Genomic DNA, 24,409 nt, shown 5'->3' with positions numbered 1-24,409 from the left:
TGCATTGATCATTCATCATGTTCGCCAGCGGCTTTTAACGCCGAGTCAAACACTGTTTGGGACAGGTAATAGCCTGATGCACGCAGTTCTGCCAGCAATGGGTATGCTTGTTGGATCAATCCCAACCTCTTTGCGGTTGCAAGGACACCAGCACTCCCAATCAATTCCAGTGATAGACTTTTGGCAGCAGCCCGACCTTTGGCCTCATCAATCACCAAGCGGGATGTTTGCCCGTTCTGCTGGTATTCCAGCGCCAACAAAATTGAACTCCGTTCACCTAGGTCAAGCCACCCAAGCCCCGCATCAGCAGTCCCTATGGACAAATGCTTGACCTGTAACCAACCTGCTTTGATGGCGTCACCAACAGGAACAGAGTCAGCAAAGCCACCACCTGACAATACTTCCTGCTGGACAATTTCCGTCACCACCACCCCACCAAAAATTTCACGTAGCAGGTGGATATGCCCAATTCTGGCCAAAGCAATCAGCGGGCCAGCATCTGCAATCACAACCACGGGATTCATGCGGCTTTTAGCCCTGTTTTCGCCTGATGTTCACGCACCAGCTTTTCAACCATGGTTACTTCGGCTTCAGCCTCTTCTTGGGAATAATCAACGACAGGTATACCCATGCCGGATACTAAGGTCAGCATTTCTGACAGAGACTTACCCGCTACCTTTGCCGCCGCTGCCAAGGATAGCAATTTGTCACGGAACAAGCCGACACCCAAGGCAAGCCTGACCTGATCAAGGTTGGGGATGCCGGAAAGCTGTTCCATGCTAACCAGCAGGGCATCAGGTCTATCACGGTTAGTGACGACTACCAAATCATGCTTGGCCTCGCGCAATGCGACAGAAGGGTTTGCTTTCAATTGGCGTATGTTGACAACTTGCATAATGTTCTCCTTTTTTGTAGGAACATTCTGTAAACATAGCATAGCCGTTGGCACTCCTGCAATTGCCCCGCATTTCCCGCAGGTGCTGAAACCATCGACCAGCGCCTGCGAGAAGTGCGGTGGGGAATGTCTCAGCAGAGATCGCAGAGCAAATGGGGGTTGTCAACAAGACAATTCGGATGAAGATAAACCCGTTCACCAACCAGATGGAGTTTGATTCAGGTGGATGTTAATCATCTTCATCTGCCTTCTGGCGGTTGTTCCCCTGCCAACGCTTTTGCCTGTTTCACCAAGGCGGGGCAAGCCAACCGTACCTAGTACTTCCACCTGTTCACGTTTGGCAACCACCCGCCCGCGCCTCTCATCCAGCAAGACCGGGCAGTGTGCCTGTTGTCCGAGAGGCGGAAACCATTGGTGATAGCCTGATCCAGCAAGCTAATGAACAAATGGCACGTTCTGCAAATCCTAGATGCCGCTTCGCTTCTCAGGCAGAAGTGATTCCCATTTGTGCCGCTTGCATTTTCTTGATGGTATCTGCCGTACATGGTAGCAGAACAACACTACCCGTTTCCCTACTCTCCCCGCAGGTGCTGGCTGGTGGCCTCAGCACTTCAGAACAGGATTTACCCCACTTCAGGGAAACAGCACATTCTCAAACGGCTCATGGCTCTTCCATCGGTAACAGTTAAAATCCCGTTGGTCAGTGGAAAGGATGCGCCCATGCCCCAGTTCCTCCGCCAAAATGACCAACGAGGCATCCGTCAAATCCATCGGGAGGTCGCGGTATTTCTGCATGAGGGCATTGATCCGCCCCATGTGCTGGATTCCATCAAGCTGAAAAATATCTGCCCCACCCCGCTGAAGCGTCTGCAAGAATGCCAATTGCCGCTGAAAACCGGCACGTTGTAAAAGCAAGTGGCTCGCTTCCACAATGACAGGCCAAGTGACAATCAACAACTGGTCAGCAAACCTGTCCAGCGCGGTCACTGCGGCAGCATGGTAAGAGTCTTGCTGGTGGAACAGTGCTATCCAGAAACCACTGTCAGCAATAACACTATTTTTCGCTGGCATGTTGGGGGTACTTCCCGTCCAGGTATTCGGTAACGTATTGCTTGTAATTGGCGGACAGGTCTTCAGGCGCATTATGGATGCAGCCAATCAGGCCACTTTCCCGCCAAAGCTGCTTTTGGCGTCTGGCTCTGTCTTTGTCACGCAAGTCTTGCGCCACCTGCTGCAAGGCGTATTTCAGCACGTCAGTAACTGATTTATCACCCAAAACTTCCCGCAAAAACCGCAAATCCACCGCTGTTTGCTCATCAAGGCGGGCATTGATCCTTAACCCATACATATTGTCATACCTATAAATATAGTTCGTCATACAAGGATAGCGCAGGCATTTAATCTTTGCACTTACTTACTCCCCGCACTTAACCGCAATGTGCAGTGCATCCAGTTTCGCTTTTTCCGGCGGAGCCGCCGTGCCTCCATCTCAGATTCTCTTTTATGCAGCAGTTACCACTTTTGCCAGATTAAAGGAAACATGCTGCCCCGCAGCTTCCAGCATGTTCACTAACCTGTCGATGGTGCAGCGGTCAATCTTACCCTTGAGGACGTTGTTCAGGCGGGGTTGGGTTGTCCCTAATACGGCTGCCGCCTCCTTTTGGGTGTAACCACTGGCTTCAACCCACTGGGTAATTGCCCGCATCAAGGCAGACCGTAATTTGAGGTTGGCACGGATAACAGGGTCAGGTTCGAGTGCATCCCATACGTTGGTGAATGCCTGCATTTTCAGTGTCATTAGCCCATCCCGAATTCTTGGGCTTCGGCGGTCAACTCATCCAGTAGCAGCATACTGGCCTGATCCCGTGTTCTCTTGTATTCCATCACGTCCTTAAAGAGAACCCTACGGCGCACCCCATTCTTGTGGAAGGGTATTTCACCACCCTCCATCAGCTTCACCAGGTAGGGGCGTGACACATTCAAAAGGTTGGCCGCCTCTTGTGTGGTCAGTTCTTTATGGATGGGAACCAGTGATACGGCATCGCCCCGCGCCATGGCATCCAGAATGTCGACCAATAGGCGGATAGCTTTTATAGGGACTTGTAATACGTCGTTCCCATCATGCAGGCGCAAGCAGGCACTTTCCCCCTTGCCAATACAAGCAGCCAACAAGCGGCTGCTCTCAACAGCCAGTGCGGCATCTTCTTGTGTTGGGATTTGATAGCTCATCAATGCAGACATCTCTGAAAACTCCTTCAACCGTCGTCATTAGTCTTGATTTCCTAAGTATAGCAGTGAACGAAATGAACGAAACAATAAGTTTGACACTCGCACTTCGCGCAGGCGCTGACCGATGCTTGTTTCTGTCATTCTTCCTCGAAATATCATTTAAGTTACTTGACTTGTTATCTTTAAAGATAAATACTAGCCACAACGTAACACATTTGGACAGGAGCAGCAGACATGGCAAAAGTACTAACGGTAACAGGATTCTCCATCCGCAAGGATCGGATTGAGGTCGAAAAACCATCCGGCACTGCCGCTCAGGCTGGCAAGGCGTGGAAGGCGTATGCAGATGTAGCACCCGCAGGTGTGAAGGTCGAACTGTACGCACTATACAGCGACGGCAGCGAAGACTTGCGCGGCTTGAGCCGCAAGCCACTCCCTAACGAGATATAAGAAGGAGTCACCCATGCCAATCCCCACCCACACCGAAGCTGCGGCAGCACAAAAACTCTGCCCGCTGACCTGTTCGCCCCATCAGTCCAACTGCTGCGCCAGTCAGTGTATGGGCTGGCAGTGGATGAAACCTGCCCGTGTGCAGGAAAACCGTTATATCAAGCTGGGTTACGGTGTTGACCGCCCTGAGACAGAACCAGCGGTTGAAACCCTGCGCCAGCCCCAAGGTGCTGGGTGGCAGCTCTCCAAAGAGGAGCCGGTCTACTTCTACGACGGCAGGGACGATGGTGAAGAGTCTGCCTGGGTAATCCACTGGGAACGGGAGGCTGACCCAGAGCGACAAGGCTACTGCGCCATGATGCCGCATCCAGCAGTTATCCATGAAGCGCTGGATGAATTCACGACCACTATTTACGGGGCAATCGTGGAAGGCCAGAGGGAGTGAGGCATGAAAACGTTACACCGACAATCACTCAAACTGCTCGGCTACTACACCCTAGCGATTGTAGTTGCCACTGGCATCACATTCTTCCTTGTCCCTGTCAGCAATTATTGGCTGGAAACAGACCGCTGGACATGGGGCGCATTCCCCATGGGGGCATTGCTGCTCGGCGTTGTGGCCTATCTGGTCATCACGCCGGTAGTCATGGCGGTTTACTGGCTCAAGAACCGTGGGGCAAACAATGAACGGTGAAGCTGAAATCATCTGTGATGAGTCCACCAATCCGGCAGAACCCTTGTTCCAGGTGATCAGGTTCACCAGTCGGGAGGGCTACGTGACCGAAGGCGGTCAGCCAGTCGGATGCTACAAGGTCATCGAAAGGAAACTGACCTGGGGGCAATTGCTGGGTTTCCTGAACCAGTTAACCCAAGTGAAGGGGTATGCGGCATGAGCAAGAAAAAAGCAAGGACACCTGTAGATGTGTTACCCACCGGCATGGAAAACGCCGACCCGCTGTACACACAGGAACAGGGAGTAAAAATGGCCGATCACGTTAAAACCTACACCCTGATTGTTCGTTGGAAGGACTTCAAAGGTAGGAACCAGACAACATTTTTAACCGAGCTTACGCAAGAAGAGGGAGCGAAACTCTACGACTACGACACCAGTTTGTCGTCATTAGTCTGGGCAAAATTGATTAATGACCATACCGGGATGGTATGGAAGGAAACGGCAGGGCAAACCAATGGGAGGATCGGCAATGGGCATCAAGACTGATAACAGCATGAGTACGCACGGATCAGGGGAAATCAACCCGCAGGAACTGTTTACCGGCAAGGGGCGTTATGTGCTGGAAGTACGCGGCGAGACGATGGTTGGCATCGGCATCATGGACGGTGATTTCGTCGTCATCCAGCACCAAGAAGAAGCCCGCAACGGTGAAATCGTGGTGGCTCTGGTAGACCGGGAAGAATCCACCTTGAAACGCTACTACCGGCACGCACCAGGGGTGAGGGTAGAGCTGCATCACCCGGACGCTGGCATGTCTCAGACAACAGACATCTCCAGCTTGTTCCCGGACGGGCTGGTAGAACTGCGCCCCGAAAACAGCAACTTGACATCCAGCTTTTACGCGCCGGGCCGGGTGCAGATTCAAGGGAAGATGGTTGGATTATTCAGGAGTTACTGAGATGAACATAAAAGCATTCTTTGGTTTTCCGCTGTTCCTGTCAGGGCTGGCAGTCCTGCTGATCGGCGCCCATTCCTTAATGACAGCGGCTGGCTATCCCGCTATCCAGGGTTTTGGCCTGAGCGTGAGCCTTAACCTGGCTGGCCCTACCTATGTGCGCAGCCTGACCACGGGTTTCTACGGTGGTGTCTTTGCCTGGCTGGGTACGGCTATGGTGATTGGCTCAGCCATGTTGCTGGATAGCAAGGGCAAGGAGTAAGTGATGACACTGGCAAACGCAAATACATCCACCACCACCGATGCCGATGACTGGTGGGATCGGGTAACAGATGCTTATGCGCAGGACACCCCGTTCAATGCCGAATTCAACGATGGCAAGGGGAGTGTCACCACGGACACCGATGACGGACAACAACCATAAAGGATAAAGGTGGGTCATGAACACAGGAAAAGATATGGCGTCCCTGAAAAAGAGAAGGCATGAGCAACGTCAACGCAGCCAAATCATGGGCGTATTGAACCGGGCAGGTAGTGATGCTAGGGCTTGGGCGCAACGACTTGGTTTCCTGACCAGTCAGGGATGGGATTATGCACGCACACATTAACCCTGCTTTACAAGCCTACCTGTTGACCATCACCGCACTGGCCTTGCTGGCGGTGCTGCTGCAACCGGCAGGGGGCTATGCCATCAGCTTGATGGTGCTGTCCGGGCTGGTGCTGTATGCCGTGCTGTCAACCCTTGGGCAGGCGGGCAGGGTAATGTGCCAGGTTGTCTCTGTCCATTCTGGCAATGGGCTGGTTATACAAATCAAACACCGCAAGATCAGGGTGCAAGTATGGGGCATTACAGCCCCTGAACCTGAATCAAGGTACTTCGAGTCATCACGCCAGGCGCTGGAAAGCCTGCTGCAAAACACCTCAGTCCAGTTCCAGGAATTGCCGGACAAAAAGCGAGCAGGGCACATCAGCCGGGATGAGCCGCTGATGTTCTTTGCCGATGGCTTGGACATCGCCCCACGCCTGCTGGCAATGGGCATGGCAGGGCTGGAAAAGGGTGTCACCGTACCAGACCGGTACACCCAGGCACTGGGAACTGCTGCTGATGAGGGTTTGGGCATCCATGCCGATAGCCCCCAAATTAGCCAAGACACCGAATAAAACATGAACAGGAAAGGGTAGGGTGGTCAGCCGCCCTACCCCGTCAACCAACCATTGCAAACAGAGCGCAGGAAGTCAGCTATGGATACCATGGAACAACCATCCCAAACCGTACAGTCTGCCAACAGTGTACTGGAGGGAATTTCCCAGCAGGATGTGCTGCTGGCAGCGGCCTTGATGCTGGTATTCGCCGTGGGTGCTGGTATCTGGCATTACCGTAAACAGCAAGCTGTGTTGCCTGCCATTGGTGTGGCCTCCCACATTGCGGTTTGGGAAGCCTCTAGCGGGGCCAACATGCTGTTCTGGTACATCCTCGGTTCCAGCATGGATGCAGTATCCGCTGTACTGTTACCCATCATCTTCTTTGTGGCGGACATCGCCAAGGTGCTGATCCCGCGTACCCGGAAGTACCGGCAGAGTTGGGACAAGCGGATCAGCGTCAACATCCTGCGCGGGTTCAGCCTGTTTGCGACCATCGGGCTGGGGAGTCTTTACGCCACCCAGAATGCCAACAGTGGCATGGATGCAGAGCTGGCACGGCAACAGGCTGCATTTGTGGTGAAAGCGGCTGAAGCATCTGTCGATGCCGCAGATACCCGTCTTGAGTCCAATGCACCTGATGCAGACGATCTTGCGTTGCAGCAATCCTTGCGTGACAAAATTAACGCCATTCAAAACCGTCCCGCTGTGAACGCATCAGGCATCCGTATTTATCTGGATGGCAAAGACAAGCCAGCCACAACGGTATGGGTTGCCACGAAGGGGTGCAGCACCAAAAGCAGCTACTCAAAAGTGCCCGCCAATGGCTGTGAGGAACTTAGCCAGCTTCAGCTAAACCTGGCTAAATGGAGTTCCGGTTTAGCTAGCCAGGCAAAAAACATGGCTAGCCAGTCAGAATCCTACAAAAATGCAGGACAGCAACTTGAAGAAGCCCGCAGAACATTACAGGGCACACCCCCTGCCCTGCCCGTCAATGACATGATCGCTGCCGCCCAGGTTTGGCTGGGTTATACGCAGGAACAAGCCAGCGACCATAAGCGCAACTCACTGATTTTCGGCGCATTGCTGGCAATTTCACTGGAATTGCTGGTGATGATGACTATCAATCTGGATTTCAAAAATACGTCAGCCAAAGACGATGATGTGGATTCATCCGGGGCTTCATGGGTTGCAGCCACCACTGGTTTAGGGCTGCTGCTGTTCAAAACCGCCCAAAACCGCCTTTTTTCGCGGGCTAAACGTGGGCTAGATGCGGGTCAGTTTCCGCTACATGGACAAGAAAGTTTGGCTAAAACAGAAAAACCGTTAGCCAGCATTCCTGTTGATGAAGTTGAGCAGTTCAAACAGGCCGTACTGTCAACACTCAATGATTGGATCGACCTATCTGTCATCCGTGACGAGGATGGGTTCAAAATTAAAGAAGGACATCAGCAGGCGTTAGTGCTTTTGATGCAGAACTTTGGTGGGAACGTATCCAATGATTTCTTTTTCAACAAGATCAGGAACGCCCATGGCGAAGGCATCCGCAAGGCTTATATCAGCGAGTCCAAACTAATCCTGTACCGCAACGGCTACATGTGGTCAAAACCATTTGGCAACCGTGGTGTGACCTATGAATGGGTTGACGAAGACACCCTGCGCAACGTGATGCGACAACACCTCGCGGGCACATACCACTACCAACCCGACACAAAACCTGCCAGCACCCCGGAAAAGGCAGGTGTTGTATCACTGGCTGAGCGGCGTAATGCCCGCCAGCAAGAAATTAACCTGGATGGCCTGACCGCTGCATAAACAAGGAGATGGCAATGGAAACCCTGAGTGAAGCCCAAATGCTGACGAATGTCGCTGCTTATATGGACACCCTGCGGCAATGCATCCTGGAAGAAGGCATGAAAGCGGTACTGAAGGAGTTGCAGGATGAAATCAACCTGTATCAGCGGGAACCTGTGGAAGCTATCCGCAGGTTGCTGCAACAACACAACATGAATACCTACCTGAACACACAATAAGGACTGGAACAATGGCTACGTTAACCCTGCCCATTTTCAGTAATGCCCGCCGCCGTCAGGCCAGGGCCAGCAAACAACGTGCTGTCGCAGGCAATACCAGCAGCGCACCCGTAAAGCCAGCAGCCCAACGGCTGACGCAGCAATTCGCTTGGGTAAGGCATGTGAGCCTGCCACACATCCGCCCTGAACTGGTGCTGGGTACGGGTATCGGCCTAGCAGCCACCTGGGGGGTGTTGGAAGCATGGGATGCAGCCGCCCCGGTACTGGCATCGGTCAAGCTACCTGTGCCAACCTGGCTGCAACCAGTGGTGTTGGTGGCTGGTGATGGCACAGGCGTTGGAATCGGTGCTGGTCTGTATGGGCTGCAATGGGCGATACGCACCAATATCCAGCGCCTGAGTGCTGCCATCGGCTATGCCATCGGCATTACTGTTGCCAGCCTGCCGGTGCTGGAAGTATGTGGGTTTGATGGTGGGGAGCTGGGGCGCTATGCACTTGACTTGCTGCTGGCCTCCGGGGCGCAACCCGCCTGGATTGCCGCAGCCGGTACTGCCATTGCCCTGGGGGCATCCATCCGCATGGGTGATCCGCTGAGCAAGCTGGCTGGCTTGTTTGACCTGATCGGGGCTGGTGTTACGGCACTGTTGCCCAGTGTCAAGGCAGCACCGCAGGAAAAGGCGCTGCCAGTACCTGTGACCAAAGACAGCAGTCCTGACGCTGCACTGAAAGCCAAAATGCAGGCGGTACTGAATGCCCGCAAGCTGGATTACATCAGCGTACAGCAGGTTGCTGTCGGGCCGGTGCTGACCACCTTCATGGTGAAAGTGCCGCTGGACAAAGACCTGAAAACCTTGACCCGCGAGGCGCAAAAAATTGCCTCCGTCTTCCGCTCCAGTGGTTCGGTGGGGATTACCGAGCATGTGCGCGGTACAGACTGCGGGGCGATTGAAGTGCCCAATGCCGAACGCGGTGTGGTCAAGCTGGCTGATCTAATGGATACAGCAAGCTGGCAGACATTCAATGAACCACTGGCGTTGCTGCTGGGGGTGGATACAGTCGGCAACCCTAAAATGGCTTCCCTGCCTGACCTGATCCACCTGCTGATTGCGGGTACGACCGGCATGGGCAAATCCGTCCTCCTGAACACCATCCTGGTCAGCATGATGGCGAAAAGTACCCCGGACATGCTGCGGATACGCATGGTTGACCCCAAACAGCTTGAACTGGGCTTGTATGAGGGTTCCCCGTTTGTGGAAGGCAGCATCATTACCGACATGAAAAATGTCCGCCCTATGCTGGAAGAACTGATTGATGAAATGGAACACCGCTATGGACTGATGAGGGCGGCACGGGTACGGAATATTGCCCAGTACAATGCCAAGCGGGCGGATGCCCCCCTGCCTTATGCGGTAGCCCTGTGGGAGGAATTTGCCGACTTCATCATGCTTGACCGAATGATGGGCAAAATGACCAAGGTCATGGATGAAGACGGACGTGAAGTCGAAGCCACCGAAGCGGAGGACATGATTATTCGCCTGGCGCAAAAATCACGGGCAGCAGGTATCCACCTGATGCCCACCACCCAGCGCCCTGAAAAAGATGTGGTCACACCCCTGATCCGCTCCAACATCCCCAGCCGCATTGCCTTGCACGTCATGAGCAAGGGGGATTCCAAGATTATCCTTGACCGGGAAGGGGCAGAACAACTGCTGGATAAGGGCGATGCCTACGGATTGTTCCCTGGCTGTACGGAATTGCAGCGTTTCCATGGGGCATTGGTGACAGAAAGAGAGGTTGAGGCGGCTGTTGCAGGACAGCGTAAACGCTGGCCCGAATATTGCCGGAATGGGAAATGAGGAGACAAAACATGCTGATGGAAAAACTCATTGCTAGCATGACACCAGAACAGCGGGGCAAGTTGTCAGAATTGAAAGCCCTCCTGAACCAACCAGCGAAATCCACACCGGGGACATCTACAGATGCATAAGTTCATCCAGCCACCTCATGGCTTAAAACCACTACAACGGCTGGCCTGGCAACTGGGACGGGATGCTGGCTTCAAGCGTGAACCCTTCCGCCGTCACCTCAGGGGTTTGAATACTTACGCCCAAAGGCCGTTCATGGACGGCTACCGTGCAGCACTCATGGAGTCCTAACAATGGCTGATACAACCAACATTTCCTGGACAGACAGCACCCACAACCTCTGGTGGGGCTGTACAAAAGTAGGGCAGGGCTGCGACAACTGCTATGCCGCCGCCTTGGATCGCCGCACAGGTGGCAACCATTTTGATGCAGAACCATACAAAAGGCTCTCTGACCACTACTGGCGACAACCGCCAAAATGGAACCACAAGGCAGAACAAGTGGGGAAACGTCACAGGGTTTTTTGTGGCAGCATGTGTGACTGGGCGGATAAGCAAGGGTATGACGACCAACGGGATCGCCTGTGGAACCTAGTCAGGGCAACCCCACATCTGGATTGGCAACTGCTGACCAAACGTGCCAGCAATATCAGGAAGTACCTGCCTGCGGACTGGGGCTGCGGCTATGCCAACGTGTGGCTGGGTGTCACCGTTGAAAACCGCCGCCAGGGTCTGCGCCGGTTGGCCATACTCAGGGATGTTCCCGCGCTAGTACGGTTCCTGTCGGTTGAGCCGTTGCTTGAAGACCTAGGCAGCCTTGACCTGTCCGGTATCCATTGGGTGATCGTAGGCGGAGAAAGTGGAGTGAAAGCCCGTCAGATGGAACCGGCATGGGTGGATAATATTTTCCATCAGTGCCAGGAACAAAGCGTGCCGTTTTTCTTCAAGCAGTGGGGCACGTTTGGGGAAGACCGCCAGCGCCGCAGTGTGGTCGCGAATGGCTGTTTGTACAGGGGAAGGGAGTGGAAGGGGATACCTGTGTGATCAAAATAAACTGGGGGAAAGACGACATAGATACAACTTTTTAGCAAAAGTTGAAGTCACATTTAGCCAACAGTGCAGTCATGGCAATGACCCCGCTGTATTGGGGATTGGATCTTTGCCAGCGTTGGGATGGCAGTTTGGCATCTCCCGAAATTGGTTCTGTTTTCGGTATCTGATTTCGGTATCTGATTTCGGGGGGCTTCAACTGTCATGTCCCATGCATCACTTCTAATCACACCCCTCCCTGTTAAAAAGATTGCTTAAAAACAAAACAGTGCTGTATACTCGGCGAAGTGTGGGTAAAATTTAGTCTCAGGAAGGTAATCTATGAAGAAAGAAGAGTTGTTTCAGTTTGTTGAAGAAAAAGTGTGACTACTCGGTCTCCTAAAAAATCAGCTATGCTATCCTTATGAACCAGCTACCCCGCCCAACACGAGAAAGTCTCCAGCAGTTAAGCCACTCCGAATTGGTGGAGTTGGTGTTGATGCTGTTTGACCGCTTTAATGATGCGCTGAAGCAGTTGGGCATTATCAAAACAGGCAAGTTCTATAAGGACTTTTCTCGCTAAATCTATGTACACGAAATTTATATTTAAATCATGACTTTATGGCGACTAGTGGCAACTGAGTTTCATGGACTCAGTTATTGCATTTTATTAATTAATGGGTAAAATTTATGTCTTTATATGAATCTTCAAATTCTTCACATAAATCTAAGGAAACAACAGGTAACATAAATAAATTTGTCAAAGACGTACAGACTCAGCCGAATTTGCAAGCAGAATTAATACAGCACTTTAAAACTAACCGGTTAAAGGAATCCTCAGTTCTGGAGTTTGCTAGAGTCAAAGGTTACGAGGTTGGTTATGAGAGAGGTTATATTTTAGAATTGTTAGAAGCGGAGCAAAAACGACTAGAAGATAACAGTGATTATGATGACCTTCTAACTGAATATAAACATAAATACAGAGAATTTGACCTAGTTCCTACTGAGAGACCATTAGCTATGCTTTTCATTAATACACCTGTGTTTATTATAGATAGAGTTATTTGCTCGCGAAAGTAGGCAGATCATCTGTACACGACAAAAACGTAACAAACTGATTTTATTTGGCTTTGCTTGATGAGTTGAAAGCCCGTCGTAAGCCTGTTCTAGTCTCAGCGACCAAGCAGAAGAGTGTAATGGATTTGAACGACGGACTGTTCACCCTAACCCACTTTCCTGAAGCCTGTTGGGATGCTGGGGACAGCCCTCCTCAGCATCTATTTTTTAGACACACCACAAGCCACCGACAAAATAAAAGCGGCAAGGTCAGGGCTAACCATTGCCGCCAAACTTCCCTTTTTCGTGGAGAGACGTTCCTTGTCTGCAAAAGAGCTGTCTTCAGATAGACAGCAGCATTCTGCCACAATGTCGACTGAAAATGAATGAATGCTTAATGAAAAATGAACGAGACTTGTTGTTCATCCAAATACCCCAATGCATTCAGGAATAACTCAACAGCGGGCTACCCAACCACCACATTCCCAAACGGCGGGCTGGCCAGCCCGTCACGCCGCAACTGCACGGCCATGGCCTGTTTGGGGCGGATGTATTTCAGTGTTTCCCTGCTGATCCCCAGCTTGCTGGCGGCCATTTGCCGGTGGCTTTCGTGCAAGCCGAGGATGATGGTAGCCCCCACATTGGTCAGGAAGCTGTCCGGGAAGTCGGTCGGGTTCTGGCTGGCACACCACAAACCGATCCCGAACTTGCGGGCTTCGCGGGCAACCACATTGATAATGTCGTCATTGTCCTTGCGGAAAAACTTGTGGGCTTCATCCAGAAAGATGACATGGCGCAGTTCGGTGCCACTGCGGGTTGCCCCGGCCTGCTTGTGGCGCTCAAAGATGGCCTGCAAGCGCAGCTTGACGAACAGGGTTTGCTGTTCACTGGCCAGTGACTTGATCTGGTGTACCCGTGCCAGGGCGCTGCCAAACGGTGGCGGATTGGCACGGAATATCCCTGCCGAATTGAGCAGTTCCAGCCGTTGCAGCACACTGGCAAGCGTATCTGCCGAGTCGTACTTGAGCAGGTCATCCAGCTCCCGCCCGGTCTGCATGGCTTCGATGAAGGTGGTGTAGCTGCCGGTGCAGTGTTCCTTGCTGGTAGCAATCTGCTTGCCGAGCTTATCCAGATCACCATCACCACTGGCTTTGGCATATTTGCCTTGCAGGTTGCTGAGGCGCTTGTAGTGGCGGGTAAGCTGTTCCAAGGCAGTGATGCAGGGATTGTCACCACCGAGGGTGAGCGCGATGAGCTTGCGCCTGCCATAGTCCTTGAGATCATCCAGCGTAGGGTAATACTGCTTCAGAGCAACCCAGTTGCGGGCTTCCCGCAGTTGCCTGCGCCCTGCTTCAGTGATGTTGTCCCGCTGCCAGGTGGCCGGGTTGTCCGGGTAGATACCGGCTAGCTGGTAAGTGTCCAGGATCAGGTTGCGCAACACCATATCCTGCCGGATGCCCAGTTGGGCGCTTTCCCTGACCAGCCCCAGCAGGTATTCTGCCTGACGGGCTGGCCCACCGGTATGCGGGTCAGGCGACAACGCCAACGGGTTATAGCCGTAGCCGGTCGCCTGCGAATAGCGGCAGGCTTTCGCCCCTGCAATCCCGTCCAGTTCGTCATGCACGTCGAACACGTCCACCTCGATACCGGCCCCAACAGCACTGCCAAGCAACTGGCGTGACTGGTACGACTTGCCAGTGCCGGACATGCCGCATACCAGCAAATGGGCATTGATCAGCTTCTCCGGCTCATAGTTGACCGGGTATTCCTGTTGCTTTTGGCGCAGGTGGTATTCCGAAAGGCCAAGGTAATGTTTCATCATGTTGGGTACAAGGTTGTGGTGCCACGTCACAGGTATTTCTTGAAGTAACCCACTGCCAGCCGGGTAGCCATTGCCACCAGCAGCAGGGAAGGCAGCAGTATCCAGCGCGGATCAACCACCACGGGCGGCAACAGGTACAAGACCCAGATGCCCAGTACCGTATGGCGGAAACCGTGTTTGGCGCGGTGGTAGATAAAGCCCGATTCCCGCCCGACACTGGTGCGGCGTTTGTACCAGGCAATGGAACCATCCAGCCCGGCAGCCAGTGCCACTACCAAGAACAGAGGGGCTGACAACAACAGCACCGCCAGCCGCTGGGCAAACAGCAGGATGCCGATGTGGGCGGTTTGCAGGAATGGCCAGTTGCCCACCACAAAAGCGTGCATGTAGGCATTCGCACCCTGCCAGGAAGCAGGCTTGCCAACATCACGCATCATCTCGTGCAGCCCTGACCAGGCAAAGGTGGGCTGGTACGCCCATACCTGTACCTTGCGGATGAAGGCCGCCGCCTCGGCACCGGCCAGGCTGGCAACCAGCCCGCTTTCCGCTTGCAGATTATGCTGGAATACGGCTACCCCGCGCATCGCCGGGTAAGGCCAGAACACGTACACGATGTCCACCAGCAAAGCCAGCGTACACACGATGGCAAACCACTTCACATACCAAAGGATGCCCGTCACCTTGTCCAGCATCAGCCACCCTCCCCCAACCGGGTTTCCCGCACCCAGCGGATAATGGTGTGCATGTCTTTGGGCAGCAGCGGGTCAGCCCCTGCCAACGGCAGGCGCAGCTTGTAGAGCTTGCCTCCATCCAGCAGGGCAAATGCCTGCCCCTTGGGCAAGGACACCAGATCCGCAGGGGTAAGGATGTCCGCCTCCGCTTCAGTGATGCGGTCAGAGTTACTGGAGGTAAAATCCACCGATGAATCCGGGTCGTTGTTGTCAGTCACGGCGGATTGAGCGGTTTTGGTGTAGATACGTACCTTGGGCAACTGGTCAGTCAGTACCGCAGCGGTTTCCTCATTCTTGACCCGCAACATAATCAGGGTGTTGAGGTTGCCCTGGATTTGTCCCGCCTTGGGTTTCTCGCCAATCCCGGCCTCAATGTCAGAGGCCGTTTGGGTATACGCTGTGACCTGCACCCCTGAACCACCGGCCTTGTTCAGCAGCGGGATAAACTCGTTACCCACCAGTTCGTTGAACTCGTCCGCATGGATGGCAATCTTCGCCCGCTGGTGTCCTGGCAGTTCCGGCAAGCCGAGGTTGTCACCGTGCTTGTAGAGCTGTCCGGCGATGGAAGTCAGGTCAGCGAACATGGAGTTGCCCACTGCACCTGCCACTTCTGCATCAGACAGTGCATCCAGCCCCACGTACACCACATCCCGCTGGCGGATCACCGTCATCCAGTCGAGGATCGGGCGTTTGTCGTTACGGTCGCCGTAGTGGGGAGCCAGCAGTTCCCCGGATTTGCCGGTGGTGAGTTTTTCCAGTAATGGCAACAGCGAGGCAGTGAGTTTGTCGAAATAAGTTTTGTCGTATTCAAACGCGGAACGCAGGCCATCCGCTACCGGGTCGTACAAATCCCGCGCTTTGGCAAATTGGGTGTAGGCAATGGCTTTAAAGTCACGGCTTTTGAGTGCCATTGTCAGTGACTTGGGGTCGATGTTCTGCGCAATGGTATTGACCTGTTCACGCCAGTTCTCAATGCCTTCGCGGTCAAACCAAAAGGCGTAATACTCCATCATCAGCGGTTCAATGTTGGTGACGTAACGCGCAATCGCGGTGTAATCCGGTCGCCGTCCCAGTGCCACCAGTGCGTTAGCAACGATATTGGTGAAACGCCAGGCAAACTCCTTGAAGGTGGCACTGTTGCCTGAGCCAGGTAACTGCCCGGCAATCCGCGAAGCCACTTCCGTGACCCGTCCGAAACTGCCCACCGGGTTGTAACGTTCGGAAATCTCCGGGAATCCCAGATGGAAGATGTGGAACTGGTCGAGCCGCCCTGCCCGCAGGCATTCTGCCCACATCCGTGCCAGCAGTTCAGTGTCACCCTTGGGGTCGAACACCACCACAATTTCCCCCCGGCGGATGTCCTGTGTCACGAGCAGTTCGGCCAGGCGGGTCTTGCCAACGCGGGTTGTGCCCAGCACCAGGGTGTGCGCTACCCGGTCAAACAGGTCAATCCAGGTATCGCGCTCATCCTCAACCCCAACCCCATGCAGGGCAGGATCACCCCCCACGGGTGGCAGGGGCTTTAACGGGTTCCACCAGGCATTGGCACGGGTGCGGGACAGTAGCCACTGCATCCGGGGCTGGTGTTCATGGCGTAGCTCCAGCGTCCTTGCCCACAGGTACAGCCGACCGGGTTGTATCCAGCGCCGCCCACCCGGTGAGCGGGCTTCCACCAGCCGCTGGCTATGCACTTGTGTCCACTGGAACCCCTTGCCAAGGAACAGTTTGTGGCGTGACAGCGGAATATCATCCGCATCCAGGACATAGGTCGGCAGACGCTTGAGGTTGGCGCGGTAACGCAGTATCCCCGCACCCTGCCAGCCACGCCACAGCGCCAACAGGAGGATAGCCATGGCAGCCCATTGTGCCAGTCCCGGCATCAGCGGGGACAGCCAGACGGGCTGGTGTAACAGGAATGCAGCCAGTCCCAGCAGCAGGCCAGCCACCCACAGTTCCACTGCCGGGCGCAGGCGGTTGTCAAAGACAGGTTGGCTCATGGCTTCCCCCACCAAGCATTGAACCAACGGCGGTAAGCAGGGGTTGTCAGCTCATTTAATACTTGGTTAAGTTCTTTAGGGGTTGTTGCCGTTTGGGTATTTTTACCATGCCGTTCCACCGTTACCGTGGGTTGGTATAAATCCAGCCGCCATCCCCCAGTATCACGCCGCCCAGTTCGTACACTTTGGGCTGTCACACAGATGTTTCCCAGTAAACGGCGTTCCCTCATGGTTTCTAACAGATTAAGGTAAATGCTGTGCATTTCCCGGTCAAAACGGTAATCACTCATTTCCAAACCGTATAATTCTGTCCGGTCTTGATAATGGAACGAGAATTTGGCAATAGCAGTGCGATGGTTGCCGTCTCCATCCACATACCAATTTAGCCCATCGACGCTGGTAAGGGACATTTCAGGGACTTTCTTTACGATTGCGTCGTAATAGGATGGGTTTTCGTCATACTTGGGGAGATTATTTGCCATCCGCTTTCCACGTTGCAGGAACTCAATCCAAGACAATCCTTGGTAATCAACGTGCTTAGTCCCAACAACCTTAAATACGTTCAGTGATCCGCTATCTATCCAGTAATGATGGGTAATAAAGGCATCAAGTTGCTTGAATAACTTATCATCCCACGCAAGGATTTTCTCATGTCCCCAATGGGGTGGCTGCGCCATCACCTTTTGGTAAAGGGTGGCGTTTTGTATTGCTTCGTCAATTTTTTCCATCGTGTTTACCCTGTCATTGCATTGAAGTTGTTTTAGATGTTCACTGCGGCTCCCTCAACAACGCCGCCAGCGTCCCCGGCTGGAACCCGAACTCCAGCAGCAAAGCCTGGTTGAAGAAAAAACTGCGCAGGAGGGTGATGTACTGCCAGCGCAACTGACCCGGTTTGCGGATGGCAATCCGCTGTTCGGTATTGTGCTGGGTAGCCTGAAACCGGTCATCGACTGAAGCCAGCGTGGTTAGCAGGTTGGGTACTTGCCGCCAGGCTCCCGGTGGCAAGCTGTCAGCATCATGAGTTTGTGCAAACAGCGTGCGTAACAAGGGGGGTGTTACCCAGATGCCATCCGGCATCACCAGGCAGGATGCGGTTGGCTGGTTGATTTCGATGCTGTGGTTCAGCATCCCCTTGTGCAACTCACCGATGACCAGCCGACATGACTGTACAATGCCGATGGCGGCTGCTTCCTGGGTAGTGTTGGGTAAATGGTATGCCTTGTTCATAGGGTTAGCCCTTCCTTATTGTTGTTGTGTCAGTTGATGTTTTTTGTGTTTGTTTTGTGATGGATGGCGTGGTGATCCTACCCCGGCAAGGCTAATGACTTGTTGGGGGCTGGCAGGTAGTTCAGCCCCAGGGTTGCCAACGGGTCTGCCAGCAGGATGCCCCGCACTACCCCTGTCCTGCGTTGCCCGCGCACGTTGTACTGCCAGATGTTACTGTCATTCGGCGCAGGCTGGTGGAGCTTCAGCTTGGTGAAACGCTTTTGCACGTATTCCCAGTTATCCGGGGAATACTCCTTGAAGGCACGGGGGCTGACCAGTAACACCCCTTCCCTAACCACATGCACAAATGCCTCCGGCGTGTTGAGCGGATGCTTGCCGGTGAGCAAGCCATCCGCCAGCCAGGCCAGAAACTGCCTGCCGGGATCATCGGCATCAGCCGCTGGTGTGATTGTTACAGGTGGATCACCCACCATTGTGTGGGCAAGCTGCGGTTCCATGCCCAAAGGAGCCTTGAAACTCAAGGCTCCTTTGGGCAGCTCATCATCCCCCCACGGCGAACCACTATCCCCTCCCCCAGTGGCATCCGGCACAGTGCTGGCCTGCCCCGCCGTGGTTGGCAACAACCAGTCATCATCCGTATCAACCACTACCTGTGCTGCGGGTACGCTGGGTGTTGTGGCAGATGCCTGGGCAACTGTGGCAGCCAGTTTGTCTGCTGCGGGTAAGGATTGGGAGGCTGTGGCAGCATCCCCGTCTTTGGCATTGGGCGTGATACTGCCATCCAGCGGGCTGGGGTATTGGCCTGGGTCAGCCCACAAGCGGCTGGCAGGAATGCGTAGCAGGGTAAATGCCTGCTCCATGCTCCCGGTCTTGATGGTGGCATTCCAGATGGCTTGCCCTGCCAACGTGGGGGTGAGGATCGCGTGCTGTTGCAACTCGTCCATCAGCCGGTCGTTGCGGCTGGGGATGCCGGTTTGCCCTCCCTTCTCCAGATGGGTACGCAGTTCATCCAGCACCCGTTTGCTGACAAGCCACAAGCTATCACCGTCAAAGAACCCGGCAGCACCAGGGCGGTTAAGGGTCAGTTGCTGTTCATCCAGCAAGTGGCGCAAACCAGTCAGCAGGCGCTGTGAAAGGGGCTTGGCCTTGGCAGTCGGGATCTGGCGGGTATGGGTCGGCTGGCTCCCGGACAGGTCATCTGCCACTGACTGCATGTCAGCCTGGGTGACGATCTGCCCCAGCACACCAGCTACCTCATCCTGCCCGGACAGGTAGCCCAGCCATGCCTGGAACACGTTGGGGAAATCCTGTTGCAACCAGGATAGTGCCTTCTCCGGGGTAAGTTGCCGTGCCAGCAAGGGGGGGAGCAACTCATGGGTACGGTAGGCTCGGTTACGCACAAAGTCCACCCGGTAGCACCCAGCCTGCAAAGAGCCGTGCAGCGGCTCCCAGTAACAGTAGGTATCTTGTCCGTATGTATCAAACAGGCGCAATTTCTGGTCGCTGCATGGCTTGCCAACATCGTGTAAAAGTGCGGCACTGGCGATGGCATACGTCCAGGCGTGCTGCTGGCGGTTGACCTCTTCTGCTGCCGCACCGGGTGGGAGCAGGTTGCCCTTGCGGGCATCCAGCGCCAGTTGCATCACATGCAGACTATGGGCAAGCATACCGCCCTGCCCGCAGTGGTGATGGGCTTCTGACGCTGGGGTTTGTTGCACGAAGGCGGCGAAATTGTCCAGCAATGGCTGGTAGAGCGAGTCCCAGTAATCGGCGGACACCCCGCTGAGGCCACGGATACGCACCAGTAGGCGCTGGTGCGGCTGCAACAGGGTGGGCGCAGGCAAGACCGGCCACACACCGGGGGGCAGTTGCGGGATGGCAGGGATACCAATGGCAGTCAAGGCGGGCTTGGCTGCCACTTTACTAGGCACAAGCGAAGACAACAGGCGGCGCAGCATCACCCTGCCCCGCACTCTTGGCTATCCAGTTGGCGGGCGAGTCCGACCAGGAACAGGACGCAAGCTGTCAGTGAAATGCCCGGTGGCTGGTGTGCCGGGTCTGACCATGACGCAGGCCACACCCCGGCAGTTTCACACCCCACCAGGAATGCCTGAAAACTGCATACCCGGAAATCCCATTCATCCTCCCCTGCCCGAATGTGGCAGCGCAGCAGCGGCCAGTGCCGCAAGGCCAGCCAGTCACGCAGGAGGGGACGTTTGTCCGGGTTACGGGCAACCTGTGCCAGCCAGCCTGACAACAACAGGGGCAGACGGGCATCTTCGTCCAGCCACGCTTCCGTACCGGCAAAACGTGCTAGCAACCAACCAGCCCAGGCGGGTTGGGTATCAGCAGGAAAGTCGAGTTTGTTGTCCATAACACCTCAACGTCACAACAGGATTAGAGCAGGTGATGGCGCTTCAGTTTGGTGCGCAGGGTTGCCCGGTTAATGCCCAGGCACTGTGCTGCACGTGATTGATTGCCATGTGTGTAGCGCATCATGATTTCCAGCATGGGGCGTTCAACTTCATCCAGTACCAAGCGATAAATATTGCTCGCCTCATGGTCGCCCAGGGTATCCAAGTAATCTTGTAGCGCCCTTTGCGTGGTTTCTGCCAGGGAGGCATCCAGGCCGGTTGTACGGGGACGTGCAGTGGCGTGTTTCATAACAGTTTGCCCATTGGTTTATCATTGTCCCCATGATAACGGGCGGGTTATTGGCAAGGTAATTTTTGCCGGAGCGAGCGGACAAGTACTCCGGTAAAAACTTGCCCTAAAAAGTCGTTTGTGCATACTAGCCGCATGACAACAGGTATCAGCCAATGCTGGCGGCATCCTGGCAAACGCCGCTACTATCGGGTACAGGTATTCCCTGACCTGTTTGGGAGCTTGTGCCTGGTACGTTCCTGGGGGAGTCTGGATAATGCACGGGGCAACTGTAAAACGGAACCCATCACCGATTGGCAGGAAGCCCAGCGCCGGTTCAAACGGATCAGCCAGGAACGGTTGCGTAACGGTTATCGTCCGATCTATTTATAACGATTCTGTAAAATACCTATGAAAACAAGAACAAAAATTATGCCCTGCATTTACCTGATCCTATGCGGCCTATTCATCGCCTTGCTCCCTGCCCGCAGTTGGGCAGAGTGTTGGGGGGATGCCTCGGCACGTTACGGTGTGCCCATCCCGCTGCTCAAGGCCGTGGCCCAAGTGGAAAGCAGCAACCGCGCACGGGTCATCGCCCGTAATACCAATGGCAGCCTCGACTACGGTTTCATGCAGATCAATGACTGGTGGCTGCCCAAACTGAAGGCTTACCGGATCGGGGTGGAAGAACTGCTGAACCCTTGTACCAGCCTGCATGTGGGGGCATGGATACTGGCGCAGAACATCCGTCAGATGGGCTATGGCTGGGAAGCCATCGGTGCTTACGGGGCTGGGACTAGCCCCAAAAAGGCAGAAGCCCGGCGCAAGTATGCCGGGAAGGTGTGGAAAGCACTGGGACAGGTGGAAAGGAAGGCAGGCGGGAAAGATGGCATGAAGCTGGCCCAGCCTGTGGCAGTGCCTGCGGTTGCCTCAGACAGTATATCCAACGGGGCAGCACCTGCTGGAACTCCAGCATCACCGGAAACTGCGGCAGAAGGAAAACGGGGGATATTGGTGGTGGATTTGGGGGGGTAGGGTTTGTTCGTTTGTCGGGTTATCAAAACACACCATCAAATTGATTGCTAAAATTGACTAACCCCTTACAACAACAAGGAACACCCACATGAAACCATTTGGTATTACTGCACTGGTATTTGCAATCACAGGTATTTTCATTCCTGTCGTCGGCCCATTTATTTCTGGACTTTCTGGCTTTCTAGCTTGGCTTTCAGCAGGCAAAGGGACTACATTGGGAATATCCGCAATTATTATAAATATCATTAACATCTTGTTTTTGTCTCCATCCCTAATACTGGCAGGTAGTGACAAAAACCCTCTTACTGGCACTGCTTATAAGAATCAGGCAATGTTGGATCGTGCCAACGAGGTACAAACCATTTTCGGTACTCTGTTATTGATCCAAGTAGCAGCCTTGGTCATCTTTTTGGTGGTTTGGTTGATGGGTAAAAATAAAAGGGCACGGCAGTATGCTGACTAAACTCGTCTGGATCACCTTCCTATGCCTTACCCTATTTACTGACTCAGGAGTGGCTGATCAACTACAAGGTGAGATTGTTGGTGTTACTGACGGGGATACTGCCACGTTGCTGACTACTGACAAAGCTCAAGTCAAAATCCGGCTGGCGCAGATAGACGCACCGGAAAAGAAGCAAGACTTCGGGCAACGCTCCAAGCAATCACTCTCTGATCTGGTTTACCGGAAAAACGTCACTGTTGATGTCGTGGATACCGACCGCTACGGTCGCACTGTGGGGCAAATATGGGTAGATGGGCTGGATGTAAACCTTGAACAGATCAAGCAAGGCATGGCATGGGTCTACCTCAAATACATGACTGACCCGACTTATCAAGAAGCCGAGGCCATAGCCCGAAAAAATGGGATTGGCCTGTGGCAGCAAGAAGATGCTGTTGCCCCATGGGAATGGCGTAAACAGCAGAAAACATTGCGGCAAGAGAAACAGGAATGAGCGAAGATAGCCGTCATACACCTGATTTACAACAAGTATGGGCTGAACTATCTACAAAACTCCAGGCAATGATGGAAAACCCAAAATCCAGCTACTGGCTACGAACAGCAGCTCAGGATTTATGGGAACAGGAACCTGAAACTGCGTTGGCTGATGCAATCCTGTTGGTGGAACTGCTGCAACTGAAGGTAACAGCAGACAGACTCCTGCGGCTGGGATGGGAACAAGTGGGAAACAATCCACTATAACCTGATGCCGTCATCACGCAGCTTCAATGCCTGCCCCGCTTGGATGGCATACGGGGTGGACAACTGGTTCAGGTCAATAAGCCGGGCGACTGGTACACCTGTTTTGCGCATGATCCCATACAACGTATCCCCGACATTTACCCTGTAGATGTAACCATAATCCCCATCGGCTGGCTCTGGGTCAGGTGATGGCAAACCACCCGCAAGCTGGAGGACTTGCCCTGCATACAGATGGTAGGGGGCTGCCAACCGGTTCAGGCGGATCAGGTGGGTAATCGGGACACCCGTGTTCCTCACCACGGTAAACAGCGTTTCACCTTGCCTGACCTGATAGGTGGTTGTGGCGGCGGTGCTAACAGGCTGGGTGGTTGCAGGGAAAGTACCTGCATCAGTCTGGTCAGCAATGGCTGGGACGGCTGCTACAAACCATACAGTGATAAAGCAGGTGCGGAAACATGACGGGCTAAACATGGGTAAACCTTCATTATTGTCTGTATTTTATGCTTCAGGTAACAAGCGCGGACTATACGTAACAACGCAGGAGGCTGCAAGGCAGGCAGGGAAACAATCCACCAAGGCGGGGCTTACACCTTGGTGGATGCGCAAACAGCCGATAGAGATATTCGCCCACCTGGGCAAATAATATACTAAACTGTGTTGCAGCTTGCTTTCTCGACGCTTCCTCCGGTCATGGCAAGCCCAGCAGCCAACAGGTTCCAACCCTCCCTGTTGGCTGTTTTATTTGCGGCATTCATCGGAATTGACAGGCTTACTGCGGCAGGGAGGGTTATGATCTGCGCCAACCAATAACAACAATAACGGGGAAGGCATGGGTCAACAACTGCGCAGGTTCTTCATTCGGAAATTACAAGGAGCCGCACACCTGCCAACGTTCTGGATCATGGTACTGGCTGCCCTTTGCCTTGCATCCATAAGCTGGCGCAGCGTTTGGTTACTGGCCGCTTTCATTGTCGCTGCCATCCTGGCCTGGATTACCCATGATGCCAAACACCCATCGTATGATGACTGGTTTTAGGCAGGAACGCTGCAAAGCCTTTTTGCCATTTGACAGCCCTTTGCGGGTAAGTCTGTTCCCTTATGTTTCCCATTCCCCTTACCTGCCCTTTACGCCTTTGCCCTTTGGTTGCTTCAAACTGGGGATAGCTGTTTGCACGCACGAAACCTGAGGGCCAGCACAACCCAGGCAGCATTGCCACTGACCAGCAAGACACCAGCATAAAAGCTCCACATCTGCCCCAACGCCGGATAGTAATACAAGTTCCAAATGCCCCAAGCTGCGAAAAACGCGGTGGTAGGCCAGTAAACGCCCTTTACTTCGCGCTCTTTCCAAAGTGTGTAAGCATTCATCCAGGCAAAATATGCTCCCACCAGTTCAAACAGGCCGTTGATCATGTCCGGCTGCATTGTT

At 53.9% G+C, this 24,409-nt stretch carries 38 protein-coding genes; 22 read left to right on the top strand and 16 right to left on the bottom strand.

From position 1 onward, the window contains the following. Window positions 1-8: 8 nt before the first annotated feature. The 6 genes from B2U47_RS02585 to B2U47_RS02560 all read right to left on the bottom strand — a co-directional run bounded on the left by B2U47_RS02585 (window position 9) and on the right by B2U47_RS02560 (window position 3,136). Entirely contained in the window at window positions 9-524 is a 516-nt protein-coding gene (locus tag B2U47_RS02585) for a DUF3368 domain-containing protein (protein ID WP_296676375.1), read from the bottom strand. Next, the gene (locus B2U47_RS02580) at window positions 521-895 is read right to left on the bottom strand and encodes a UPF0175 family protein (protein WP_296676373.1); all 375 of its coding nucleotides are present in this window, start codon (window positions 893-895) and stop codon (window positions 521-523) included. Before B2U47_RS02580 ends, B2U47_RS02585 begins: the two co-directional genes overlap by 4 nt. A 633-nt stretch (window positions 896-1,528) precedes the next feature. Then, window positions 1,529-1,966: a type II toxin-antitoxin system VapC family toxin gene (locus B2U47_RS02575; RefSeq protein WP_296676371.1), complete on the bottom strand. Its 438-nt coding sequence runs from the start codon at window positions 1,964-1,966 to the stop codon at window positions 1,529-1,531. Next, window positions 1,950-2,243: a hypothetical protein gene (locus B2U47_RS02570; RefSeq protein ID WP_296676367.1), complete on the bottom strand. Its 294-nt coding sequence runs from the start codon at window positions 2,241-2,243 to the stop codon at window positions 1,950-1,952. Before B2U47_RS02570 ends, B2U47_RS02575 begins: the two co-directional genes overlap by 17 nt. A 153-nt stretch (window positions 2,244-2,396) precedes the next feature. Beyond that, window positions 2,397-2,693, bottom strand: coding sequence for a helix-turn-helix domain-containing protein (locus tag B2U47_RS02565; protein ID WP_296676364.1), 297 nt, complete (start codon window positions 2,691-2,693; stop codon window positions 2,397-2,399). Continuing rightward, window positions 2,693-3,136 carry a helix-turn-helix domain-containing protein gene (locus B2U47_RS02560; RefSeq protein ID WP_296676362.1) on the bottom strand — a complete coding sequence of 148 codons (444 nt, stop codon included), beginning with the start codon at window positions 3,134-3,136 and terminating at the stop codon, window positions 2,693-2,695. Before B2U47_RS02560 ends, B2U47_RS02565 begins: the two co-directional genes overlap by 1 nt. A 222-nt stretch (window positions 3,137-3,358) precedes the next feature. Here B2U47_RS02560 and B2U47_RS02555 point away from each other — a divergent pair, with 222 nt between their 5' ends. The 16 genes from B2U47_RS02555 (at window position 3,359) to B2U47_RS02480 (ending at window position 12,348) form a co-directional block, all read left to right on the top strand. Continuing rightward, window positions 3,359-3,574, top strand: a complete 216-nt coding sequence (locus tag B2U47_RS02555) for a hypothetical protein (RefSeq protein WP_296676357.1) — start codon at window positions 3,359-3,361, stop codon at window positions 3,572-3,574. Between the two features lie 13 nt (window positions 3,575-3,587). Next, window positions 3,588-4,019: a hypothetical protein gene (locus B2U47_RS02550; protein ID WP_296676354.1), complete on the top strand. Its 432-nt coding sequence runs from the start codon at window positions 3,588-3,590 to the stop codon at window positions 4,017-4,019. A 3-nt stretch (window positions 4,020-4,022) separates the two neighbouring features. Next, entirely contained in the window at window positions 4,023-4,268 is a 246-nt protein-coding gene (locus B2U47_RS02545) for a hypothetical protein (protein ID WP_296676352.1), read from the top strand. Then, window positions 4,258-4,467 carry a hypothetical protein gene (locus B2U47_RS02540; protein ID WP_296676349.1) on the top strand — a complete coding sequence of 70 codons (210 nt, stop codon included), beginning with the start codon at window positions 4,258-4,260 and terminating at the stop codon, window positions 4,465-4,467. The genes B2U47_RS02545 and B2U47_RS02540 overlap by 11 nt, the downstream gene beginning before the upstream one ends. Beyond that, complete coding sequence (locus B2U47_RS02535; protein WP_296676346.1) at window positions 4,464-4,793, top strand: hypothetical protein; 330 nt, start codon at window positions 4,464-4,466, stop codon at window positions 4,791-4,793. The genes B2U47_RS02540 and B2U47_RS02535 overlap by 4 nt, the downstream gene beginning before the upstream one ends. Further along, window positions 4,777-5,205: a LexA family protein gene (locus B2U47_RS02530; protein ID WP_296676344.1), complete on the top strand. Its 429-nt coding sequence runs from the start codon at window positions 4,777-4,779 to the stop codon at window positions 5,203-5,205. The genes B2U47_RS02535 and B2U47_RS02530 overlap by 17 nt, the downstream gene beginning before the upstream one ends. 1 nt (window position 5,206) lies before the next feature. Then, window positions 5,207-5,464 carry a hypothetical protein gene (locus tag B2U47_RS02525; protein WP_296676341.1) on the top strand — a complete coding sequence of 86 codons (258 nt, stop codon included), beginning with the start codon at window positions 5,207-5,209 and terminating at the stop codon, window positions 5,462-5,464. A 3-nt stretch (window positions 5,465-5,467) separates the two neighbouring features. After that, window positions 5,468-5,626, top strand: a complete 159-nt coding sequence (locus tag B2U47_RS02520) for a hypothetical protein (protein ID WP_296676339.1) — start codon at window positions 5,468-5,470, stop codon at window positions 5,624-5,626. Window positions 5,627-5,793: 167 nt separating this feature from the next. Next, window positions 5,794-6,363 (top strand): thermonuclease family protein, encoded by a 570-nt coding sequence (locus B2U47_RS02515; RefSeq protein WP_296676337.1) that lies wholly within the window; start codon window positions 5,794-5,796, stop codon window positions 6,361-6,363. 81 nt (window positions 6,364-6,444) lie between these two features. Then, window positions 6,445-8,157, top strand: a complete 1,713-nt coding sequence (locus tag B2U47_RS02510) for a hypothetical protein (RefSeq protein ID WP_296676334.1) — start codon at window positions 6,445-6,447, stop codon at window positions 8,155-8,157. Window positions 8,158-8,171: 14 nt separating this feature from the next. Next, a complete protein-coding gene (locus B2U47_RS02505; RefSeq protein ID WP_296676332.1) occupies window positions 8,172-8,375 on the top strand; it encodes a hypothetical protein in 204 nt (67 codons plus the stop codon). Window positions 8,376-8,386: 11 nt separating this feature from the next. Further along, a complete protein-coding gene (locus tag B2U47_RS02500; RefSeq protein WP_296676329.1) occupies window positions 8,387-10,231 on the top strand; it encodes an FtsK/SpoIIIE domain-containing protein in 1,845 nt (614 codons plus the stop codon). Window positions 10,232-10,354: 123 nt separating this feature from the next. Next, window positions 10,355-10,531 carry a hypothetical protein gene (locus tag B2U47_RS02495; protein WP_296676325.1) on the top strand — a complete coding sequence of 59 codons (177 nt, stop codon included), beginning with the start codon at window positions 10,355-10,357 and terminating at the stop codon, window positions 10,529-10,531. Between the two features lie 2 nt (window positions 10,532-10,533). Continuing rightward, window positions 10,534-11,283 carry a phage Gp37/Gp68 family protein gene (locus B2U47_RS02490; protein WP_296676322.1) on the top strand — a complete coding sequence of 250 codons (750 nt, stop codon included), beginning with the start codon at window positions 10,534-10,536 and terminating at the stop codon, window positions 11,281-11,283. A 409-nt stretch (window positions 11,284-11,692) separates the two neighbouring features. Then, on the top strand, window positions 11,693-11,851 hold the full coding sequence (locus tag B2U47_RS02485) for a hypothetical protein (RefSeq protein ID WP_296676320.1): 159 nt from the start codon (window positions 11,693-11,695) through the stop codon (window positions 11,849-11,851). A 107-nt stretch (window positions 11,852-11,958) separates the two neighbouring features. Then, entirely contained in the window at window positions 11,959-12,348 is a 390-nt protein-coding gene (locus tag B2U47_RS02480; protein WP_296676317.1) for a hypothetical protein, read from the top strand. 442 nt (window positions 12,349-12,790) lie between these two features. Here the strand turns inward: B2U47_RS02480 and B2U47_RS02475 are convergent, their stop codons facing one another. From B2U47_RS02475 to B2U47_RS02440, 8 genes are all read right to left on the bottom strand, one after another. Next, complete coding sequence (locus B2U47_RS02475) at window positions 12,791-14,176, bottom strand: ATP-binding protein (RefSeq protein ID WP_296676315.1); 1,386 nt, start codon at window positions 14,174-14,176, stop codon at window positions 12,791-12,793. Then, window positions 14,173-14,838 carry a DUF4400 domain-containing protein gene (locus B2U47_RS02470; protein ID WP_296676313.1) on the bottom strand — a complete coding sequence of 222 codons (666 nt, stop codon included), beginning with the start codon at window positions 14,836-14,838 and terminating at the stop codon, window positions 14,173-14,175. Before B2U47_RS02470 ends, B2U47_RS02475 begins: the two co-directional genes overlap by 4 nt. Next, window positions 14,838-16,874, bottom strand: a complete 2,037-nt coding sequence (traD, locus tag B2U47_RS02465; RefSeq protein ID WP_296676310.1) for a type IV conjugative transfer system coupling protein TraD — start codon at window positions 16,872-16,874, stop codon at window positions 14,838-14,840. Before traD ends, B2U47_RS02470 begins: the two co-directional genes overlap by 1 nt. Further along, window positions 16,871-17,602 carry a hypothetical protein gene (locus B2U47_RS02460; RefSeq protein ID WP_296676307.1) on the bottom strand — a complete coding sequence of 244 codons (732 nt, stop codon included), beginning with the start codon at window positions 17,600-17,602 and terminating at the stop codon, window positions 16,871-16,873. The genes traD and B2U47_RS02460 overlap by 4 nt, the downstream gene beginning before the upstream one ends. A 40-nt stretch (window positions 17,603-17,642) precedes the next feature. Next, window positions 17,643-18,101, bottom strand: a complete 459-nt coding sequence (locus B2U47_RS02455; protein WP_296676303.1) for a hypothetical protein — start codon at window positions 18,099-18,101, stop codon at window positions 17,643-17,645. A gap of 77 nt (window positions 18,102-18,178) precedes the next feature. Continuing rightward, window positions 18,179-20,059: a MobH family relaxase gene (mobH, locus tag B2U47_RS02450; protein WP_296676300.1), complete on the bottom strand. Its 1,881-nt coding sequence runs from the start codon at window positions 20,057-20,059 to the stop codon at window positions 18,179-18,181. Next, window positions 20,059-20,475: a hypothetical protein gene (locus tag B2U47_RS02445; RefSeq protein WP_296676297.1), complete on the bottom strand. Its 417-nt coding sequence runs from the start codon at window positions 20,473-20,475 to the stop codon at window positions 20,059-20,061. Before B2U47_RS02445 ends, mobH begins: the two co-directional genes overlap by 1 nt. 23 nt (window positions 20,476-20,498) lie before the next feature. Continuing rightward, window positions 20,499-20,765 carry a helix-turn-helix domain-containing protein gene (locus B2U47_RS02440; RefSeq protein WP_296676295.1) on the bottom strand — a complete coding sequence of 89 codons (267 nt, stop codon included), beginning with the start codon at window positions 20,763-20,765 and terminating at the stop codon, window positions 20,499-20,501. A 135-nt stretch (window positions 20,766-20,900) separates the two neighbouring features. On the opposite strand from B2U47_RS02440, the gene B2U47_RS02435 reads away from it, so the two are divergent. The 5 genes from B2U47_RS02435 to B2U47_RS02415 all read left to right on the top strand — a co-directional run bounded on the left by B2U47_RS02435 (window position 20,901) and on the right by B2U47_RS02415 (window position 22,980). Then, window positions 20,901-21,137 (top strand): WGR domain-containing protein, encoded by a 237-nt coding sequence (locus B2U47_RS02435; protein WP_296676294.1) that lies wholly within the window; start codon window positions 20,901-20,903, stop codon window positions 21,135-21,137. A gap of 39 nt (window positions 21,138-21,176) precedes the next feature. Continuing rightward, on the top strand, window positions 21,177-21,779 hold the full coding sequence (locus B2U47_RS02430; protein WP_296676292.1) for a lytic transglycosylase domain-containing protein: 603 nt from the start codon (window positions 21,177-21,179) through the stop codon (window positions 21,777-21,779). Between the two features lie 88 nt (window positions 21,780-21,867). Next, complete coding sequence (locus tag B2U47_RS02425; RefSeq protein ID WP_296676290.1) at window positions 21,868-22,242, top strand: hypothetical protein; 375 nt, start codon at window positions 21,868-21,870, stop codon at window positions 22,240-22,242. Next, window positions 22,232-22,732 carry a thermonuclease family protein gene (locus tag B2U47_RS02420; RefSeq protein ID WP_296676288.1) on the top strand — a complete coding sequence of 167 codons (501 nt, stop codon included), beginning with the start codon at window positions 22,232-22,234 and terminating at the stop codon, window positions 22,730-22,732. The genes B2U47_RS02425 and B2U47_RS02420 overlap by 11 nt, the downstream gene beginning before the upstream one ends. After that, window positions 22,729-22,980, top strand: a complete 252-nt coding sequence (locus tag B2U47_RS02415) for a hypothetical protein (RefSeq protein ID WP_296676286.1) — start codon at window positions 22,729-22,731, stop codon at window positions 22,978-22,980. The genes B2U47_RS02420 and B2U47_RS02415 overlap by 4 nt, the downstream gene beginning before the upstream one ends. Here B2U47_RS02415 and B2U47_RS02410 read toward each other — a convergent pair. Then, on the bottom strand, window positions 22,975-23,451 hold the full coding sequence (locus tag B2U47_RS02410; RefSeq protein ID WP_296676283.1) for a LysM peptidoglycan-binding domain-containing protein: 477 nt from the start codon (window positions 23,449-23,451) through the stop codon (window positions 22,975-22,977). The two genes, B2U47_RS02415 and B2U47_RS02410, sit on opposite strands and share 6 nt — an antisense overlap. Window positions 23,452-23,809: 358 nt before the next feature. Here B2U47_RS02410 and B2U47_RS02405 point away from each other — a divergent pair, with 358 nt between their 5' ends. After that, the gene (locus B2U47_RS02405; protein ID WP_296676279.1) at window positions 23,810-24,016 is read left to right on the top strand and encodes a hypothetical protein; all 207 of its coding nucleotides are present in this window, start codon (window positions 23,810-23,812) and stop codon (window positions 24,014-24,016) included. A 113-nt stretch (window positions 24,017-24,129) separates the two neighbouring features. On the opposite strand, the gene B2U47_RS02400 is transcribed toward B2U47_RS02405, so the two are convergent. Next, window positions 24,130-24,405: a hypothetical protein gene (locus tag B2U47_RS02400; protein ID WP_296676276.1), complete on the bottom strand. Its 276-nt coding sequence runs from the start codon at window positions 24,403-24,405 to the stop codon at window positions 24,130-24,132. Window positions 24,406-24,409: the final 4 nt, after the last annotated feature.

Origin of the sequence: Thiothrix sp. UBA5583, from assembly GCA_002425225.1 — a bacterium.
Taxonomy (GTDB): domain Bacteria; phylum Pseudomonadota; class Gammaproteobacteria; order Thiotrichales; family Thiotrichaceae; genus Thiothrix; species Thiothrix moscowensis.
Note: the sequence above shows the minus strand (reverse complement) of the source record. Positions and strands in the feature narration are given on the sequence as shown.